This window comes from Xenorhabdus sp. SGI 60 (genome assembly GCF_056632175.1).
The window spans coordinates 2,714,484-2,732,278 of the sequence record NZ_CP196860.1 but is presented as its reverse complement, the minus strand read 5'-3'; the positions used below and the strand labels follow the sequence as shown (position 1 = coordinate 2,732,278).

Annotated in this window: 17 protein-coding genes, 1 pseudogene and 1 riboswitch; of the genes and pseudogenes, 14 read left to right on the top strand and 4 right to left on the bottom strand. The window is 44.6% G+C overall.

All coding sequences use genetic code 11. From position 1 onward, the window contains the following. The first annotated feature begins 98 nt into the window (after window positions 1-98). The 3 genes and pseudogenes from modA to modC all read left to right on the top strand — a co-directional run bounded on the left by modA (window position 99) and on the right by modC (window position 2,638). Window positions 99-869, top strand: a complete 771-nt coding sequence (gene modA / locus ACSJJG_RS12575; protein ID WP_481089582.1) for a molybdate ABC transporter substrate-binding protein — start codon at window positions 99-101, stop codon at window positions 867-869. 17 nt (window positions 870-886) lie between these two features. Beyond that, a complete protein-coding gene (gene modB, locus ACSJJG_RS12570; protein WP_481089581.1) occupies window positions 887-1,579 on the top strand; it encodes a molybdate ABC transporter permease subunit in 693 nt (230 codons plus the stop codon). Further along, window positions 1,573-2,638 (top strand): annotated as a pseudogene (modC, locus tag ACSJJG_RS12565) (molybdenum ABC transporter ATP-binding protein ModC). The gene modB and the pseudogene modC overlap by 7 nt, the downstream one beginning before the upstream one ends. A 62-nt stretch (window positions 2,639-2,700) precedes the next feature. On the opposite strand, the gene ACSJJG_RS12560 reads toward modC, so the two are convergent. Continuing rightward, complete coding sequence (locus tag ACSJJG_RS12560) at window positions 2,701-3,516, bottom strand: pyridoxal phosphatase (RefSeq protein WP_481089580.1); 816 nt, start codon at window positions 3,514-3,516, stop codon at window positions 2,701-2,703. Between the two features lie 149 nt (window positions 3,517-3,665). On the opposite strand from ACSJJG_RS12560, the gene pgl reads away from it, so the two are divergent. Next, window positions 3,666-4,652 (top strand): 6-phosphogluconolactonase, encoded by a 987-nt coding sequence (gene pgl / locus ACSJJG_RS12555; RefSeq protein ID WP_481089579.1) that lies wholly within the window; start codon window positions 3,666-3,668, stop codon window positions 4,650-4,652. 88 nt (window positions 4,653-4,740) lie between these two features. Here the strand turns inward: pgl and ACSJJG_RS12550 are convergent, their stop codons facing one another. Further along, entirely contained in the window at window positions 4,741-5,322 is a 582-nt protein-coding gene (locus tag ACSJJG_RS12550) for a hypothetical protein (protein ID WP_481089578.1), read from the bottom strand. 212 nt (window positions 5,323-5,534) lie between these two features. Beyond that, window positions 5,535-6,803, bottom strand: coding sequence for an adenosylmethionine--8-amino-7-oxononanoate transaminase (gene bioA, locus ACSJJG_RS12545; protein WP_481089577.1), 1,269 nt, complete (start codon window positions 6,801-6,803; stop codon window positions 5,535-5,537). Between the two features lie 95 nt (window positions 6,804-6,898). Here bioA and bioB point away from each other — a divergent pair, with 95 nt between their 5' ends. The 5 genes from bioB to uvrB all read left to right on the top strand — a co-directional run bounded on the left by bioB (window position 6,899) and on the right by uvrB (window position 13,148). Then, window positions 6,899-7,939 (top strand): biotin synthase BioB, encoded by a 1,041-nt coding sequence (gene bioB, locus ACSJJG_RS12540; RefSeq protein ID WP_481089576.1) that lies wholly within the window; start codon window positions 6,899-6,901, stop codon window positions 7,937-7,939. Next, on the top strand, window positions 7,939-9,090 hold the full coding sequence (gene bioF / locus ACSJJG_RS12535; protein ID WP_481090436.1) for an 8-amino-7-oxononanoate synthase: 1,152 nt from the start codon (window positions 7,939-7,941) through the stop codon (window positions 9,088-9,090). Before bioB ends, bioF begins: the two co-directional genes overlap by 1 nt. Further along, window positions 9,074-9,847, top strand: coding sequence for a malonyl-ACP O-methyltransferase BioC (gene bioC, locus ACSJJG_RS12530; protein ID WP_481089575.1), 774 nt, complete (start codon window positions 9,074-9,076; stop codon window positions 9,845-9,847). The genes bioF and bioC overlap by 17 nt, the downstream gene beginning before the upstream one ends. Further along, on the top strand, window positions 9,837-10,520 hold the full coding sequence (gene bioD / locus ACSJJG_RS12525) for a dethiobiotin synthase (RefSeq protein WP_481089574.1): 684 nt from the start codon (window positions 9,837-9,839) through the stop codon (window positions 10,518-10,520). The genes bioC and bioD overlap by 11 nt, the downstream gene beginning before the upstream one ends. Before the next feature lie 600 nt (window positions 10,521-11,120). After that, window positions 11,121-13,148 (top strand): excinuclease ABC subunit UvrB, encoded by a 2,028-nt coding sequence (gene uvrB / locus ACSJJG_RS12520; RefSeq protein ID WP_481089573.1) that lies wholly within the window; start codon window positions 11,121-11,123, stop codon window positions 13,146-13,148. Window positions 13,149-13,288: 140 nt separating this feature from the next. Here uvrB and yvcK read toward each other — a convergent pair whose 3' ends face one another. After that, window positions 13,289-14,197, bottom strand: coding sequence for a uridine diphosphate-N-acetylglucosamine-binding protein YvcK (gene yvcK, locus ACSJJG_RS12515; RefSeq protein ID WP_481089572.1), 909 nt, complete (start codon window positions 14,195-14,197; stop codon window positions 13,289-13,291). A gap of 224 nt (window positions 14,198-14,421) precedes the next feature. Further along, a riboswitch (molybdenum cofactor riboswitch) is annotated at window positions 14,422-14,578 on the top strand. Here yvcK and moaA point away from each other — a divergent pair. The 5 genes from moaA to ACSJJG_RS12490 all read left to right on the top strand — a co-directional run bounded on the left by moaA (window position 14,568) and on the right by ACSJJG_RS12490 (window position 17,671). Further along, complete coding sequence (gene moaA, locus ACSJJG_RS12510) at window positions 14,568-15,548, top strand: GTP 3',8-cyclase MoaA (RefSeq protein ID WP_481089571.1); 981 nt, start codon at window positions 14,568-14,570, stop codon at window positions 15,546-15,548. (Overlaps the previous riboswitch by 11 nt.) Window positions 15,549-15,596: 48 nt before the next feature. Then, window positions 15,597-16,076 (top strand): cyclic pyranopterin monophosphate synthase MoaC, encoded by a 480-nt coding sequence (gene moaC / locus ACSJJG_RS12505; protein ID WP_481089570.1) that lies wholly within the window; start codon window positions 15,597-15,599, stop codon window positions 16,074-16,076. Continuing rightward, complete coding sequence (moaD, locus tag ACSJJG_RS12500; protein ID WP_481089569.1) at window positions 16,073-16,318, top strand: molybdopterin synthase sulfur carrier subunit; 246 nt, start codon at window positions 16,073-16,075, stop codon at window positions 16,316-16,318. Before moaC ends, moaD begins: the two co-directional genes overlap by 4 nt. Window positions 16,319-16,320: 2 nt before the next feature. Further along, window positions 16,321-16,788, top strand: a complete 468-nt coding sequence (moaE, locus tag ACSJJG_RS12495; protein ID WP_481089568.1) for a molybdopterin synthase catalytic subunit MoaE — start codon at window positions 16,321-16,323, stop codon at window positions 16,786-16,788. Window positions 16,789-16,960: 172 nt separating this feature from the next. Then, on the top strand, window positions 16,961-17,671 hold the full coding sequence (locus ACSJJG_RS12490; protein ID WP_481089567.1) for a Bax inhibitor-1/YccA family protein: 711 nt from the start codon (window positions 16,961-16,963) through the stop codon (window positions 17,669-17,671). The last annotated feature ends 124 nt before the right edge of the window (window positions 17,672-17,795 follow it).

Below are 17,795 nucleotides of genomic sequence, written 5' to 3'. Positions count from 1 at the left end.
CTCACAACTTGCCGATTAATCTCAGAATAGCGTTTTCATTTAACGTTGTATCTTGTTATATACAACGCACCATATTGGTGATCTTAGGTGAGGATAAAATGAAAAATAAAGTTTATCAGTTGCTGACAGGGGCTGTGGTTTCTTTTGCGCTTGCTGGAAACGTCTGGGCAGCAGATAAAGTAACGGTTTTTGCCGCGGCTTCATTAACCAATGCATTGGATGATATTGCGGCACAATATAAAAAAGCGCAACGGGGCAATATTGTTGCCTCTTATGCTTCATCATCAACACTGGCTCGCCAGATAGCTCAGGGAGCTCCGGCGGATATGTTTATTTCTGCCGATCAGCAGTGGATGAATTACGCTACTGACAAACAATTAATTGCCGAGAATACTCGTCATACCTTGTTGGGTAACCAGCTAGTCCTGATTGCTCCGAAAGAGAGTCAATTGAACCAAGTTGAGATCAACCGAGAAACAAAATGGAAGTCTTTGCTGGCGGGAGGGCGATTAGCGGTTGGCGATCCTGATCATGTGCCAGTTGGTATTTATGCTAAAGAATCACTGCAATATTTGCATGCATGGGATACGGTTAATCCACTGATGGCACGCACTAACAATGTGCGTAGTGGGATGGCGCTGGTAGAACGTGCCGAAGCCCCGCTGGGCATTGTTTATGGCTCTGATGCCGTTGCCAGCAATAAGGTGAAAGTTGTGGGTGTTTTCCCACCTGAAAGCCATAAACCGGTGGAATATCCGATGGCAATAGTCAAAGGTCATGAAAAACAGGCAGTTCGCGATTTTTATGATTATCTTAAAACCCCTGAAGCCGCTGTCATTTTTAAACGTTACGGCTTTAGTCCACTGTAGGAACGGATCTTTTGGAGATGTTAAGTGAATATGAATGGCAGGCAATTTTACTGAGCTTAAAAATCTCAGCGATTGCTGTGCTATTCAGTTTGCCATTTGGGATCTTAATGGCATGGATGCTGGCTCGTTGCCAGTTTGTTGGCAAATCCCTGCTTGACAGCATTATTCATCTGCCACTGGTATTACCGCCAGTGGTGGTGGGATATTTGTTGCTTATCAGCATGGGGCGGCGCGGAGTCATTGGTGAATTTCTTTATGACTGGTTTGGGATCAGTTTTGCGTTTAATTGGACAGGCGCGGCATTAGCTTCGGCTGTGGTAGCCTTTCCGCTGATGGTCAGGGCCATTCGGTTGTCATTGGAGAGCATTGATCGGCGCTTGGAACAGGCTGCCCGTACTTTGGGGGCCGGTTCGCTTAAAGTCTTTTTCACCATTACTCTGCCGTTGTCATTACCCGGCATCATTGTTGGCGTAGTATTGGCGTTCGCCCGTTCGCTAGGCGAGTTTGGTGCCACCATTACCTTTGTTTCCAATATTCCGGGGGAAACCCGAACCATTCCCCTTGCCATGTATACCTTGATAGAAACGCCAGGCGCTGAAACCGCCGCCGCCCGTTTATGTGTCATTGCTATTGTATTGGCTTTGGTTTCATTGATGCTTTCCGAATGGCTGACACGTTGGGGCAGAAAACGTTTGGGGGCAGCATGTTAGAGTTGAATTTTGAGCAGCGTTTGGGGGAGCTGCACATGCAGGTGGATACCACTTTGCCGACAGAAAGCATTACCGCCATATTTGGTCTTTCCGGGGCAGGGAAAACCTCACTGATCAATGTGATTGCGGGATTGAGCCGTCCACAAAAAGGCCGCATTGTTTTAAACGGGGTGACCTTAGTGGATACAGAACAAAATATCTTTGTACCACCAGAGAAGCGCCGAATTGGTTATGTTTTTCAGGATGCGCGCCTTTTCCCGCATTATCGCGTGAAGGGAAACTTACAATATGGCATGGCGCCAGAGATGAAACCCCAGTTTGACAGCATCATTGACCTGTTGGGCATTGCACATTTGCTGTCACGTTTCCCCATCACATTATCTGGTGGAGAAAGACAGAGAGTAGCAATTGGGCGTGCATTATTGACTGCCCCTGAAATCCTGCTTATGGATGAACCACTGGCATCATTAGATTTACCACGTAAACGTGAGTTATTACCTTATCTTGAAAAGTTGTCTGGAAGACGTCAAAATCCCGATCCTCTATGTCAGTCACAGTTTGGATGAAATTTTACGTCTGGCAGAGAACGTTATTGTCATGGACAACGGAAAAATCAGGGCGACAGGCACCCTGGAGGAAGTCTGGTCGAGCAGTGCACTGCGTCCGTGGCTGCAAAAAGAGAGTTTGGGTAGCATACTAAAAGTTTCTGTGATGGAATATCATCAACGTTATCAAATGACCGCAGTCGCGGTGGCTGACAAACTTCTTTGGTTGCCACAAGTTAATGTTTCTCCAGGAACTGATCTGCGTATCCGCATTGATGCATCTGATGTTTCGTTGGTCTTGGAGCCACCAAAAGCCAGCAGCATCCGTAACACCTTGCAAGTCAAAGTCATTGAGTTTTTCGAAGATAATGGTCAGGTTGATGTCAAATTAGCATTGAGTGAACATAGCCTGTGGGCAAGAATTACGCCGTGGGCGCGGGAAGAGCTTAATTTGCGGGCAGGGCAATGGCTATATGCGCAGATAAAAAGTGTTTCGTTGAATCGTCACCTATAAATAGGTAGGACATTATATATAGGGAGCAGAGCGGTGGACTGATTTGCTCCCGTTGAATTGAATTACAGTACGTATCTTCTCAGAACTTCAGCAATGCCGGGTTGAGTATTATCCCGTGTAACAATATCTGCCCGTTCTTTAACGGCATCAACGCCATTACCCATCGCGACACCTAACCCAACGTTCTCCAGCATACTGAGATCGTTATAATTATCACCAAAAGCAATCACATCTTTCATGCTCATGCCTTGCGATTCCACCCATTGCTGTAACCGTATGCCTTTGCTATTGCCTTTCCTGGCGATATCTACCTGATCAAACCATGACCATTCACACTCAAGGCCAACATTTTCCTCAATTTGTTCACTAATCTCACGCAGTTTCACTAAATTGGATGAGCTGGTAGCGAACTTCCAAATAGCACTCACATTGTGGATTGCATCGTGAAAATTCTCTGTTTGCTGGACATTAGGACGTTGGTGTTCAGGCAGAGAATCCGACCATGCAAGGGTTCGGACTACAGTGTGAGGAAATTGATATAAAATGGCATCATCAACATACATCAGATGCTGAATCTCCGTGTCTTGCAGATAGGAAAGTGCTTGAGAGGCTTCTTGAACGGAGAGCGGATCAGAGGCCAATACTTTCTTAGCATGATAATCATATGAATAAGTCCCATTGCAGCAGATAGCAGGCGTATCGAGTTGCAATGCTTGATAGAAAGGATGGATGGCGACATGATGGCGTCCAGTGACAATCAAAACTTTGATACCTGACTGGCGGGCTTCATTTAGGGCTGCCAGTGATTCTGGCAGAATACGTTTTTGTGGATCGAGCAGTGTTCCATCAAGATCCAGCGCGATAACGCGATACGACATGAGTTGGCCTCTGGGTTGTCTATGATATAAACAATAGATTATACGTCAGTTGAATAGAGTTAAACCGTCATATGGGCAGTCTAGCAGTTAAAATTTTTTAAGAGTCTTTACAGATCAATAAAATGGCAATGAAGTATTAAGGAGAGAATATGAAACAGGTGGTTTATACAGCCAGCCCAAGTAGCCGACAAATTCACGTATGGTCACTTAATAAGGCAGGGGAACTTGCGCTTATCCAAACCGTCACTGTGCCAGGTGAAGTACAGCCAATGGTTGTCAACCCTGATGGCAAACACTTGTATGTGGGAATTCGTCCGCAATTTAGTATTGTCACTTATGCAATTGGAGCAGATGGGCGTCTTGAACAGCAAGCCATTGCACCATTGCCGGGTAGCCCGACCCATATATCCACTGACAGAGCAGGGCATTTTTTATTTTCTGCTTCTTACAGCTTCAATAACTTAAGCGTCCATCCTATTGATGAAAATGGAATTGCTAAAGCACCAAGCCAAATTGTCGAAGGTTTGCAAGCGCCGCACTCAGCCAATATTAATCGAGAAAATCGTCAATTGTTAGTTCCCTGTCTGAAAGAAGATCATATCCGTATTTTTAATCTGGATGCGCAGGGCTGTCTGACAGAAAGCCGGACAGATGAAATTGCGACAGCAGCAGGTGCAGGTCCACGCCATATGGCATTCCATCCGAACAAACAGGCTATCTATTGCATTAATGAATTGGACTCAACGGTTGATGTTCTGCGTAAATGGGAAAAATACCGTATCGTGCAATCAGTTGATTCGCTGCCGAGCGATTTTTCCAACGTTCGTTGGTCGGCAGATATTCACATCACACCGGATGGCCGACACCTTTATACCAGTGAACGTTCAGAGAGCCTGATCAGCCATTTCCGCGTGTCAGAAAATGGCTACCATCTGACCTTAGTCGGCCATTATCCGACAGAGGCTCAGCCTCGTGGTTTTGCCATCGATCACAGTGGCCATTTCCTGATTGCATCAGGGCAGAAATCGGATCACATTGCCATATCACGCATTGACAAATATTCGGGGGAATTAACGCAACTGGCGCGTTATCCGGTTGGCAAAGGCCCGATGTGGGTTACCGTATTAGCATTGTAAGTTATTCAACTTCCAGTCACAGAGTTCTGTGACTGGACGCTATTCCTTGTGCCAAAAAATTGACGCTAAGATAATAACTGAATACAACTTATTGATGTTGGATCAAATTAAAAGATCCGACACCAGATAAAACAATAGGATATGTGATTAATATGTGATTTTGTTGTACAGAATATAAATCTCCCAAATAAATATTTCCTTTTAACAGACGTAATATAATATTTCTTGGGTAAATATAAAGTTGAATATTTAATGGGGCGTTGATAATGGAATAAGGATATTTTACGACACCACCAAGATGAATATTATTAAAATTCAATAGAGGTGTATTATACCCTCCCTGAATATAGCCATTAAAATTGGTTTTTTTCCCTGTATTGGGTTGATGTCCAATGATGGCAGAGTTAGATGATAGCTGGATAAAAGGATAGCTACCATATTGATAATATGTGTTAATGTTAAAATACCCACTGACAAATTCTGTTTGTTGCAGGGTAGGGCTGGTTAATGAATCTGGTTTGACATTTTCTGCAAACAAATGGGCTAATTCAGGTTTTTCTTTTGCCAGAGTTTCGTAATGTAAAATTTCTTGTTCATATTTATTTCTGGATAGTTCAAATACATCTTGCATTTCTTCATTGGAAGATGTGATCAAATTTTCTCTATTCATGATATTTTCCTCTTTGTTTAAATGAGCGTGGTTACGTCATGAATATACCAAATAATTTCTTTTTAAGTGACGCAATAGCCTCTGTTTTGGTAATTAATATTTGTCAGTGATTGTCGTTTAGAAATGCATTTAATATGCTTTGTTTTTTATTAGAAATATAATAATTAAATCTATTTATTCCAGTCACATAATATGACTGGATATATTCTTCTTTAATTTATTGCATCCGTAATGGCATTTGTCAGTTTTGACAGTTGTTCTGGTTGAATAATATAAGGTGGCATCAGGTAAATTAACCGGCCAAATGGCCTGATCCACACCCCATGCCGGACAAAATGGCGTTGTAATGAAGCAACATTTACGGGCTGTTTCATTTCAACAACACCTATCGCACCCAAAACCCGGACATCTTTGACTAATCTGTGTGATTTGAGGGGGAATAATTCCTTTTTTAATTGAATTTCAATGGATTGAATACGTTGTTGCCACGGACTATCAGTAAGCAATTTCAGGCTGGCACTGGCGACGGCACAAGCCAGAGGATTGCCCATAAACGTAGGGCCATGCATAAAACAGCCCGCTTCACTTTGGCTGATTGTTTCAGCAACATGGCGGGTAGTCAGAGTTGCAGATAATGTCATATATCCTCCCGTCAATGCCTTGCCTAAGCACAATATATCGGGTTCGATCTGTGCGTGTTCACAGGCGAATAACTTGCCAGTTCGCCCAAATCCGGTAGCAATTTCATCTGCAATTAATAAAAGCTGATATTCATCACAAAGCTGACGAACCTGGCGTAGGTATTCAGGATGGTAAATCCGCATCCCACCAGCCCCCTGAACAATGGGTTCTAAAATCACGGCCGCAATTTCATCATGATATTGCAGTAATAATCGTTTCAAAGAATCAATATCTTCCGACTGCCATTCATCACCAAACTGGCATTGCGGAGCATCGGCAAACAGATGATTGGGGAGATAGCCTTTGTACAGGTTATGCATGGAGTTGTCTGGATCGCAAACCGACATAGCACCAAAAGTATCACCATGATAACCCTGACGCAGGGTGAGGAAACGATGGCGTTTTTTCCCTTTGGCTTGCCAGTATTGCAATGCCATTTTCAGGGCGACTTCTACGGCGACAGATCCTGAATCCGCCAGAAAAACACACTCCAAAGTATCCGGTGTTATCGCCACCAATTGTCTGCACAGTTCAACCGCAGGAGGATGAGTTATACCGCCAAACATAACATGTGACATCTTATCGATCTGTAATTTTGCCGCCTCATTGAGAACTGGATGGTGATAACCGTGGATAGCGGCCCACCATGAAGACATACCATCAATCAATGTGCGACCGTCTGATAAAACCAGCTCCACACCTGTGGCGGAGACGACAGGATAAGTGGGAAGTGGATGTGTCATTGAGGTATATGGATGCCAAATATGGCGCTGATCAAATTCAAGATCTGAAGGGGTCATAATCACTTTCATGTAAACCTTTTTTGATTCGTTTTGGTTGACATGATAACGCCATTATTTAAACTGACAACGTTTTTTACATCGGAGATGTTATTGTGAGCGAACGTCAACAATGGACAGTCAAACAAGCACAAGAGCTGTTTGATAAGCCTTTTTTTGAATTATTATTTCAGGCACAACAGATACACCGTGAACATTTTGATCCACAACAAGTACAGGTCAGTACCCTGCTTTCGATAAAGACGGGGGCTTGCCCAGAAGACTGTAAATACTGTCCACAAAGTTCCCGCTATAAAACGGGTCTGGAAAAAGAGCGGTTGATGGAAGTGGAAAAAGTCATTGAATCAGCACGCAAAGCGAAAAATGCCGGTTCAACCCGTTTCTGTATGGGGGCAGCCTGGAAAAACCCTCATGAACGTGATATGCCGTATTTGGAGAAAATGGTCAGGGAAGTCAAAGAGCTAGGGATGGAAACCTGCATGACGCTAGGCATGCTGAACCCCTCTCAGGCACAGCGTCTGGCAGAGGCGGGTCTGGATTATTACAACCATAACTTGGACACCTCGCCAGAATTTTACGGCAATATCATCACCACTCGCCGTTATCAGGACAGATTGGAGACTTTGGGTAATGTCCGAAATGCGGGGATTAAAGTTTGTTCCGGCGGTATCGTTGGTTTGGGCGAGCAAATTCGTGATCGGGCAGCATTATTGGTGCAATTGGCTAGTTTACCGAAGCCGCCGGAAAGCGTACCGATCAATATGCTGGTAAAAGTAAAAGGAACGCCACTGGCAGATAATGAGGATGTCGATCCTTTTGACTTTATTCGTACTATTGCGGTGGCGCGGATCATGATGCCAAAATCTCATGTCCGTTTATCCGCAGGGCGTGAACAGATGAATGAACAAACCCAGGCCATGTGCTTTATGGCAGGAGCTAACTCCATTTTCTACGGCTGTAAATTGTTGACGACACCAAACCCGGATGAAGATAAAGATCTGCAACTGTTCCGCCGTTTGGGCATCAATCCTCAACAGACAAAAACGATATTTGGTGACAATCAACAACAGCAGAATTTGACGGAAGCCATTATTCATAATGCGGATAACGAACAATTCTATAATGCGGCAATATGATGAGCTGGTCAGACTTTTTCTCCCGACGTTTGGCCGAACGTCAGGACACTCCGCTATGGCGTAACAGGCAAGTCCATCACGGATCTGATGGATGTTTATTATCCACTTCGGATGGCCAATATCTTAATTTTTCCAGTAACGATTACCTTGGGTTGAGCCAACATCCCTTGATTATTGCTGCCTGGCAACAAGGTGCCCAGCAATATGGTGTGGGCAGTGGTGGTTCAGGGCATGTTACGGGCTACACTGCTGCCCATCATACTCTGGAACAACAATTGGCTGAGTGGCTGGGATACTCTCGTGCTTTGCTTTTCATTTCCGGCTATACCGCTAATCAAGGCGTGATTGCGGCGTTGATGGCAAGGGAAGATCGCATTATTGCCGATCGCCTGAGCCATGCGTCGTTGCTCGAAGCAGCAATGCACTCTCCCGCACAACTTCGACGTTTTCTGCACAATGATATCGGATCTTTGCAGCAACATTTGGCAAAAGCATGTCTCGGTAAAACGCTGGTGATAACGGAAGGTGTTTTTAGCATGGATGGCGATTGTGCCCCACTTGACGCTATTGCGCAGCAAGCGAAATCTACGGCAAGTTGGCTGATGGTGGATGATGCTCACGGCATCGGTATTCATGGTGATGAAGGGCGCGGCAGTTGCTGGATGCAAAAAGTTAAACCGGAGATTCTGATTGTCACCTTTGGTAAAGCATTTGGATTGAGTGGCGCCGCAATTTTATGTGATGAGCAAACCGCAGAATACCTGCTCCAATATGCCCGGCATCTGATTTACAGTACCTCAATGCCCCCTGCACAGGCAATGGCACTTTCCGAAGCAGTACGGCAAGTTAAGGCTGGGGATGAATTGCGTCAGCGGTTGCGAGACAACATTCGTTACTTTCGCCGCGAAGCACAGCATCTGCCTTTTGCCTTGATGAATTCAGAAACGGTCATCCAGCCGTTAATTGTTGGTGATAATGCGTGTTGTACCGCACTGTCTCATGGGCTTAAGCAAAAAAAAGTGTGGGTTAAAGCGATACTTCCACCCACGGTTCCCCCTGACAGTGCACGATTGCGTATTACATTGACCGCAAACCATACACGGCACGATATTGAGGCATTACTGGAGGCGTTGCATGGATCTGGTTGTTAAATCCGTTGACAAGCAAGCGATTGCCGGTGCTTTTGGACGTGCGGCTGCTAGGTATGACACTGTAGCTAAATTGCAACAGCAAACCGGTGAGTATTTGATGGAGTTGGCACAAGCGGAAGATATCGGTACACGGGTATTGGATGCGGGGTGCGGAACCGGTTTTTTTAGTACTCGTTGGAAACAGCAGGGTAAACAAGTTATCGCACTGGATCTGGCTTCCGGTATGTTGGGACATGCAAAAGGGCAGCAAGTTGCTGATTATTATTTGCAAGGGGATATCGAACATCTGGGGTTAGCGGATAACAGTGTTGACCTTTGTTTCAGTAATCTGGCGGTACAATGGTGTAATGATTTGCCATGTGCATTGCGCGAATTCTATCGTGTTACCCGTTCTGGTGGACTGGTCGTGTTTTCCACATTGGTTCAGGGTTCGCTGAATGAGTTGGCAACCGCGTGGGCGCGGGTGGATGATTATCGGCATATTAATCACTTTCTGCCACTGCAAACAATTACCCAGGCATGCCAGCCCTATCGACATAAAATGCTTCACCGGCAATATTACCAACGCTATCCACAGCTGTTGCCCTTGCTGAATTCGCTAAAAGGGATCGGTGCAACACATCTTCATCACGGTCGCCAGCAGGGATTAATGACAAGAAAACGTCTAAATACCCTTGCAGAAGCATATCCACGGAACAATGGGGAGTACCCATTAAGCTATCAAATTGCTTTTGGAGTTATTTATTGTGACAAATAAATATTTTCTGACAGGAACCGATACCGAAGTAGGTAAAACTGTGGTGAGTTGTGCTTTGCTGCAAGCGGCTAATCAGCAAGGGTATCAAACTGCGGGTTATAAACCCGTGGCATCTGGCAGTGAAGTGACGACTGAAGGAATACGTAATGGTGATGCATTGGCCTTGCAGCGTAATAGTACGGTGCCACTCACTTATCAGGAAGTGAATCCGCTGGCATTTGTGGAACCGACATCGCCACACATTGTGAGTACGGAACTTAATCAGCCAATCGATTTTTCCGTTTTATCAAAGGGCTTGGCAGCACTGGCAAAAAAATCTGACTGGATTTTGATTGAGGGCGCAGGAGGATGGTACACGCCCTTATCGGAAAATACGACTTTTGCTGATTGGGTGATTCAGGAGAATTTGCCGGTAATTTTAACCGTCGGTGTTAAATTGGGTTGTATCAACCATGCGGTATTAACCGCAAAGGCTATTCAGTATGCGGGGCTAAAACTGGCAGGCTGGGTTGCCAATGAAATTGAGCCAGCCGGCAAACGTCAGGCGGCCTATCTGGAGACACTGGAGCGCATGATCCCTGCACCTTTACTGGGAATTATTCCTCATCTGAGTGAATCATGTGATAAAAATCACATAGGAAAATATATGACTATTGATTATTTGGTTAACTAATTGTTTACTGTGGGTTAGCTAGAATTGTTGCTTACTGCGGTTCTTTAATCGCTGTTCTTGCGTAGAAGATGTTTTACTTCAACAACGATTGAGCCATTTTTGATCAACAAATAGCGTGAATCAATCTCAAAGCAGCATAAAAATATTCCACTATTGAAAAAATTTATCAGTGGGGATAACTCTGCAACTGCCCATGCTCAATAGGTTTTGCTGAGTTATCCACTATTCCTGTGGATAACCTTGTGTATTAGTTTTAGAAAAGTATCCTCGTGCAAGGCAGCACGCGGCTTGCGCCAGATTTGCTGTTATTCTCTACTTGGATTTTTTTATAATCAAAATCAAAACGTTAAATAAAATCAATTCCTTTTTGCATCTCTTTGCTATTCCGTGCCTTATCATTTCAGTCGTTAATACGAAAATAGAAAAAAGCCAGATCGTTATCTGGGGATAAAAATAGTCATCCTTGATGTTAAACAAAGGTTAATACCATAAGATTAATAACATCCGGGCAATAACATTATTTTGCCAACTTACTTGAAGCTGGTTTTTTATCCAGTATGATAAAAAGAATCTTGTCGATGTATGGGTGGCGTGGGGAAAATGAGTAAAGAAACAAATAAGGAATTTAAGTTACATTCTGATTTTAAGCCGGCAGGCGATCAGCCATCGGCCATCAGGCAGTTACAGGAAGGGCTGGAAGATGGGCTAGCCCATCAAACACTTCTGGGCGTAACGGGATCGGGTAAAACTTTCACGATTGCCAACGTTATCGCAAACTTAAATCGACCCACCATGATCCTTGCGCCCAATAAGACATTGGCAGCACAGCTTTATAGCGAAATGAAAGCGTTTTTCCCTGAGAATGCAGTGGAGTATTTTGTTTCTTATTACGATTATTACCAACCAGAAGCCTATGTGCCCAGTTCCGATACCTTTATCGAAAAAGATGCTTCAGTGAATGAACATATTGAACAGATGCGTCTGTCCGCAACGAAAGCCTTGCTGGAACGCCGTGATGTCGTTGTGGTGGCTTCTGTTTCTGCGATTTACGGTTTAGGTGATCCTGATAGTTATTTGAAAATGATGCTTCATTTAACTGAAGGCATGTTAATTGACCAGCGTGCCATCTTGCGTCGTTTAGCGGAACTGCAATATACCCGCAATGATCAAGCATTTCAGCGCGGAACATTTCGGGTACGTGGTGAAGTCATTGATATTTTCCCCGCAGAGTCGGATGAGCGCGCTTTGCGCGTAGAATTGTTTGATGATGAAGTCGAACGCCTTTCCCTGTTTGATCCGCTGACGGGACAGGTAGAATACCATGTGCCGCGCTATACCATCTATCCCAAGACCCACTATGTTACACCGCGTGAACGTATCCTTCAGGCGATGGAGGAAATCAAGATTGAGTTGGAACAACGGCGTAAGATCCTGTTGGCGTCAGGCAAGTTATTGGAAGAGCAGCGTGTCACCCAGCGGACCCAGTTCGATCTCGAAATGATGAATGAATTGGGCTACTGCTCTGGTATTGAAAACTACTCCCGTTATCTGTCTGGACGTTCTGCCGGTGAACCACCTCCAACGCTGTTTGACTACCTGCCGGCAGAGGGTTTGCTGGTGGTGGATGAATCCCACGTGACTATCCCACAAATTGGCGGGATGTACCGAGGGGATCGCTCCCGCAAGGAAACTTTGGTGGAATATGGCTTCCGTTTGCCGTCAGCGCTGGATAACCGTCCATTGCAGTTTGAGGAATTCGAGGCCTTGGCACCGCAGACTATTTACGTTTCAGCTACTCCCGGTAAATATGAATTGGAAAAATCAGGCCATGAAGTTGTTGAACAAGTTGTGCGTCCAACGGGGTTGATTGACCCAGAAATTGAAGTCCGTCCTGTGGCAACCCAGGTGGATGATCTGCTGTCTGAAATCCGTGTCCGTGCAGCAAAAAATGAGCGTGTGCTGGTCACAACTTTAACCAAACGGATGGCAGAGGACTTAACTGAGTATTTGGAAGAGCATGGCGAGCGAGTGCGTTATCTCCATTCCGACATTGATACCGTAGAGCGGGTGGAAATTATCCGTGATCTTCGTCTCGGTGAATTTGATGTTTTGGTAGGGATTAACTTATTGCGTGAAGGCCTGGATATGCCGGAGGTTTCCCTTGTGGCAATTTTGGACGCAGATAAAGAAGGTTTCCTTCGTTCAGAACGTTCCCTGATCCAGACCATCGGTCGTGCAGCACGTAACTTGCATGGTAAGGCAATTTTATATGGTGACAAAATTACAGATTCGATGGCAAGAGCTATTGAAGAAACGGAACGCCGTCGAGCCAAACAGCAGGCATTTAACCAAGAACACGGTATCGTACCGCAAGGTTTAAAGAAAAAAATTGGAGACATCCTGAAAATTGGTCAACCGGTTAATGGCAAAGGGAAGGCCAAAGGAAAAAGTAAAGTTACCTTGGGTACAGATGATTACCGCAACCTGTCAGCGAAAGAGTTGGAGAAAAAAATCCGTGAACTGGAAGAGAAAATGTACCACCATGCACGGGATCTTGAATTTGAACAAGCTGCTAATATTCGTGACCAGGTTCAGGCATTGCGGGCGCAATTTATTACTAATTCCTGAAAATTGTTTTTGAAGGAGCTATAGTACTGGTCAATTGGTCATATATGGAATTGCAATTTTAGAGTGGAGAGGTTCTCCATGAATTTGAATAGCACTAACTCCATTTTATAGATAGTTAAACTTTAACCAGATCAATAAATCTACCCCAATTTTTGCAGGGTATGTTCAATTGCCTGACGCAATAGTTCACGGTCGTGGCGGTAAGGGATATCCTGCGCTTCCAAAACCTGTTGTGTCACAATGTGATCACTGAAAGGGCTGATATCGGTACGCGGGCCGACAATAAGCGCATTGATCATTTTGCGGCCTATCTTATTTTCCATGATGGTAAGTTTATCTTTTAACGATAGACTGGCAGCGGCGTGGCTGAGTTCTTTTCCTAAGTTACCGATATAAATCATGTTTGCATTACTGCGCCGCAAGGATTGCGTCAAATCTTCCAATAGCAACAATGGCATCAGGCTGGTGAAAAAACTGCCCGGGCCAATCAAAATCAAATCGGCCTGCTCAATGGCATCCAGTGCTTCTTTAGTGGCATTAACGTGAGGGTAAAGCAATAACTCCCGTGGTACACAATTGAGCTGATCAATATTCACTTCACCATACACAGTATTGCCTTGATCATCGACAGCCATTAAATCAACCGACTGCTCTGACATCGGAATCAACTGTGCATTGACTTTCAGTAGATTGCGGAGCAGGTTAATCGCCTCAAGAGGACGGACACTTAAATGATCCAGCGCTTTCAACATCAGGTTGCCTAAATTGTGCCCAGATAATTCGCCATTGCCACTGAACCGATATTCAAACATGGCAGAAGCAATAGTCGGTTCCGTGATTAACTGATTGAGGCAATTGCGCATATCTCCCCACGCAATCCCGCCTTCCGAGCGTCGTATTCTGCCGGTTGACCCCCCATTGTCCGTTGTCGTGACAATGCCTGTCAGGCGTGCTCCGAGGGAAGAAAGGGAAGACATAACGCGTCCAAGTCCATGACCGCCGCCGAGGGCGACAACGCGATCCAAATCAGCTAATGTGCGATTTCGCATAGGATTCCTGTTACTGGCTAAACGTAGTGGCTCTAATAAATCGCATGTAATTTATCACAAAATATAATGCTTTCAGAAATTGATGTGATTTTATGCAATGATTGCGAATGACAGCCTGGAAATACCGTCGGGAGCTGATGTTATCGCGATTAGTTAACTCGTTGTATAATAAGATATATATCGAATCAGGAATTAGCTTTTTTTTGGGTATTCATATAAAATTTAACTGATATTAACTCCTAGCCTCTGTGTCTAAGTCGCTGTTTTATCAAATGGATATCACATTGATATGATACTCTGGCCGTGGCCCCTGAGTCACCAGGATGCCAGGTAGAAATGCCGGCATCTCCCGTACTTGGAAGGTGTTATTGTGGAACAACTTGTAGATGCATTCTCGCGCAAGTTCTATTACTTGAGATTGTCTATTACTGATGTGTGTAACTTCCGTTGCACCTATTGTCTGCCCGATGGATATCGGCCTCACGGCCATAAATCATTCCTTTCCCTGCCAGAAATTCGTCGTATTAGCCGGGCATTTGCTGAACTTGGCACAGAAAAAATCCGCCTGACAGGAGGAGAACCCACCATGCGCCGTGATTTCTGCGACATCATTGCAGCGGTTCATGAAAATCCACAAATCAAAAAAATTGCAGTCACAACTAACGGTTACCGTATGGAGAGAGATATCTCACAATGGAAATCGGCTGGCCTGACAGCGATTAACGTGAGTATTGATAGTTTGGATCCCCGCCAGTTTTACGCCATTACCGGGCAAGATAAATTTTTCCAGATCATGCGTGGTATGGATGCGGCTTTTGAAGCAGGGTTCAATACGGTTAAAGTTAATGCCGTGCTGATGAAGAATGTGAATGATACCAACCTGCCTGCCTTTCTTGATTGGATTAAACATCGTCCTATCCAATTGCGTTTTATTGAACTGATGGAAACGGGAGAAGGCAGCGACATTTTTCATCGTCATCACCTTTCAGGAAACGTGATCCGCCGCCAACTGTTACAACAAGGGTGGCAGCAACAGCAACGTGCACGCAGTGATGGGCCGGCTCAAGTTTTTCGTCATCCCGATTATCAGGGAGAAATTGGCCTCATCATGCCGTATGAAAAAGATTTTTGCCAAAGCTGCAATCGCCTGAGAGTATCCGCAATTGGCAATCTTCACTTGTGCTTGTTTGGTGAACAGGGCATCCCATTGCGTGATTTATTGTCTGATGACGCATCACTGGATGCTCTGAAACTCCGTATTCAAGGTGGATTACGTCATAAGCGGGAAACTCACTTTTTACATCAAGGGGACAGCGGGATCACCCCGAATCTTTCTTTTATTGGCGGTTAGTTTGGCTGCCAGATTTATTTTTCTAAAGCCGTTTTTTAGGAGCATTAAATGTCTCAATTAACCCATCTCAATACGTCGGGTGAAGCCCATATGGTGGATATTTCGGCCAAATCAGAAACAGTGTGTGAAGCACGGGCAGAAGCCTTTGTTGAAATGCAGGCTGAAACCTTGGCCATGATTATTGCGGGTGATCACCACAAAGGGGATGTGTTTGCGACCGCCCGTATTGCCGGTATTCAGGCGGCAAAACGGACGTGGGAATTGATCCCGCTTTGCCATCCGCTGCTGCTGAGTAAAGTGGAAGTTCAATTGGAAGCACAAACAGAGCACAACCGAGTCAGAATTGAATCCTGCTGCCGTTTGACGGGGAAAACAGGTGTAGAGATGGAAGCTTTGACAGCGGTATCCGTGGCTGCTTTGACCATTTATGACATGTGCAAAGCGGTACAAAAAGATATGGCCATCGGACCTGTGCGTTTGCTAGAAAAAAGTGGTGGTAAATCTGGAAATTTTAAGGTGGAGGCATGATAAAGGTACTGTTTTTTGCTCAAGTTCGCGAGCTGGTGGGAACGGATTCACTTGAACTGCCTGATGATTATCCAACTGTAACACATCTTCGTCATGCCCTGACTGAAAAGGGAGAACGATGGGCACTGGCACTGGAAGCAGGCAAGGTGTTGTCTGCCGTAAATCAATCGGTTGTCCATGCCGAACATGCTTTGAAGGAGGGTGATGAAGTGGCTTTTTTCCCGCCGGTTACAGGAGGATAAAAATGGAAAATACGCGGATCAGTGTCCAACAGGAGACATTCAGTGTTGGGGAAGAATATCAATGGCTTTCGCAATGTGATGAAGATGGCGCTGTTGTGACTTTTACCGGAAAAGTTCGCAACCATAACTTGGGATATAGTGTTAAGGCACTGACATTGGAGCATTATGCTGGCATGACAGAAAAGATGTTGCAAAAAATTGTTGACGAAGCCCGCCAACGTTGGCCTTTGCAACGCGTCAGCATTATTCACCGCATTGGTGAATTATATCCAGGGGATGCGATTGTATTTGTTGGTGTCACCAGCTCTCACCGCAATATGGCTTTTATGGCGGCTGAATTCATCATGGATTATCTAAAGACTCAAGCCCCATTCTGGAAAAAGGAGTCGCTTGTAGAGGGCGAACGCTGGGTTGAGGCAAGACAAAGTGACCAGGATGCGGCAAGTCGCTGGAAAAACAGCGTTTGGTAGATCGTTCTACGGTCTATCTCGAAAACTAGACAAATAAATAATATGTCACTGAAATTGCCATTAATTGGCGGATGGTTTTATTAATGTTCTATGCTAATGTATAACTTTTGAATAGATTGTTTATTTTTAAACATTCTTAACCTCTCAACATTGTCATGAAAAGGTAATCATCATGGATCGATATCAACGTTCTAATGATTCGATTGTCCAGAAAACTGGTTCTGGTATACAAACATACATGGCACAAGTCTACGGTTGGATGACTTGTGGCTTGCTGTTAACCGCATTTGTTGCATGGTATGTGGCAAATACCCATGAAATTTTATCCGCCATTTTCAGTAGTTCCATTGTTTTCTATGGCTTAATCATCGCACAGCTTGCATTAGTCTTTGTGCTGTCTGGTTTGGTTCATAAAATGAGTGGGGCATTGGCGACAGGGCTGTTTATGCTGTACTCCATGCTAACAGGTTTGACACTTTCCAGTATCTTTATGGCTTATACCAGTAGCTCTATTGCCAGCACATTTGTCGTTTCAGCGGGTATGTTTGGTGCATTGAGCGTTTATGGTTATACCACCAAGCGTAGCCTGAGTGGTTTGGGTAGTTTCCTGTTCATGGGGCTAATCGGGATCGTTCTGGCTTCTTTGTTAAACATCTGGCTGAAAAGTTCGGCATTGATGTGGGCAATCACCTATATCGGTGTTGTGATTTTTGCAGGTTTGACGGCATACGATACCCAAAAACTGAAAGAAATAGGTGAACAACTGGATGTTAACGATAAAGAAAACCTGCGCAGATATTCGATCACGGGCGCACTGACTCTGTATCTGGACTTCATTAACCTGTTCTTAATGCTGCTGCGTATTTTGGGTGACCGCCGATAGTCACTGATATATTGAATTATTTTTTGATACAAAAACCCTGCTTTGTCAGGGTTTTTTCAATATAGCATGGCCTTTCTTAAAGACAGTTGATGTTTCAAAACTAACCCTGCTATCTGAGCCAGTT

Excerpts from the sequence above, each read along its gene's own strand:
- modB (WP_481089581.1), top strand. The coding sequence starts at position 887 with ATGTTAAGTGAATATGAATGGCAGGCAATTTTACTGAGCTTAAAAATC.
- ACSJJG_RS12550 (WP_481089578.1), bottom strand. The coding sequence starts at position 5,322 with ATGAATAGAGAAAATTTGATCACATCTTCCAATGAAGAAATGCAAGAT.
- yvcK (WP_481089572.1), bottom strand. The coding sequence starts at position 14,197 with ATGCGAAATCGCACATTAGCTGATTTGGATCGCGTTGTCGCCCTCGGC.
- moaC (WP_481089570.1), top strand. The coding sequence starts at position 15,597 with ATGTCTCAATTAACCCATCTCAATACGTCGGGTGAAGCCCATATGGTG.
- bioC (WP_481089575.1), top strand. The coding sequence starts at position 9,074 with ATGGATCTGGTTGTTAAATCCGTTGACAAGCAAGCGATTGCCGGTGCT.
- modA (WP_481089582.1), top strand. The coding sequence starts at position 99 with ATGAAAAATAAAGTTTATCAGTTGCTGACAGGGGCTGTGGTTTCTTTT.
- moaE (WP_481089568.1), top strand. The coding sequence starts at position 16,321 with ATGGAAAATACGCGGATCAGTGTCCAACAGGAGACATTCAGTGTTGGG.
- pgl (WP_481089579.1), top strand. The coding sequence starts at position 3,666 with ATGAAACAGGTGGTTTATACAGCCAGCCCAAGTAGCCGACAAATTCAC.
- moaD (WP_481089569.1), top strand. The coding sequence starts at position 16,073 with ATGATAAAGGTACTGTTTTTTGCTCAAGTTCGCGAGCTGGTGGGAACG.
- bioF (WP_481090436.1), top strand. The coding sequence starts at position 7,939 with ATGAGCTGGTCAGACTTTTTCTCCCGACGTTTGGCCGAACGTCAGGAC.
- uvrB (WP_481089573.1), top strand. The coding sequence starts at position 11,121 with ATGAGTAAAGAAACAAATAAGGAATTTAAGTTACATTCTGATTTTAAG.
- ACSJJG_RS12560 (WP_481089580.1), bottom strand. The coding sequence starts at position 3,516 with ATGTCGTATCGCGTTATCGCGCTGGATCTTGATGGAACACTGCTCGAT.
- ACSJJG_RS12490 (WP_481089567.1), top strand. The coding sequence starts at position 16,961 with ATGGATCGATATCAACGTTCTAATGATTCGATTGTCCAGAAAACTGGT.
- bioA (WP_481089577.1), bottom strand. The coding sequence starts at position 6,803 with ATGACCCCTTCAGATCTTGAATTTGATCAGCGCCATATTTGGCATCCA.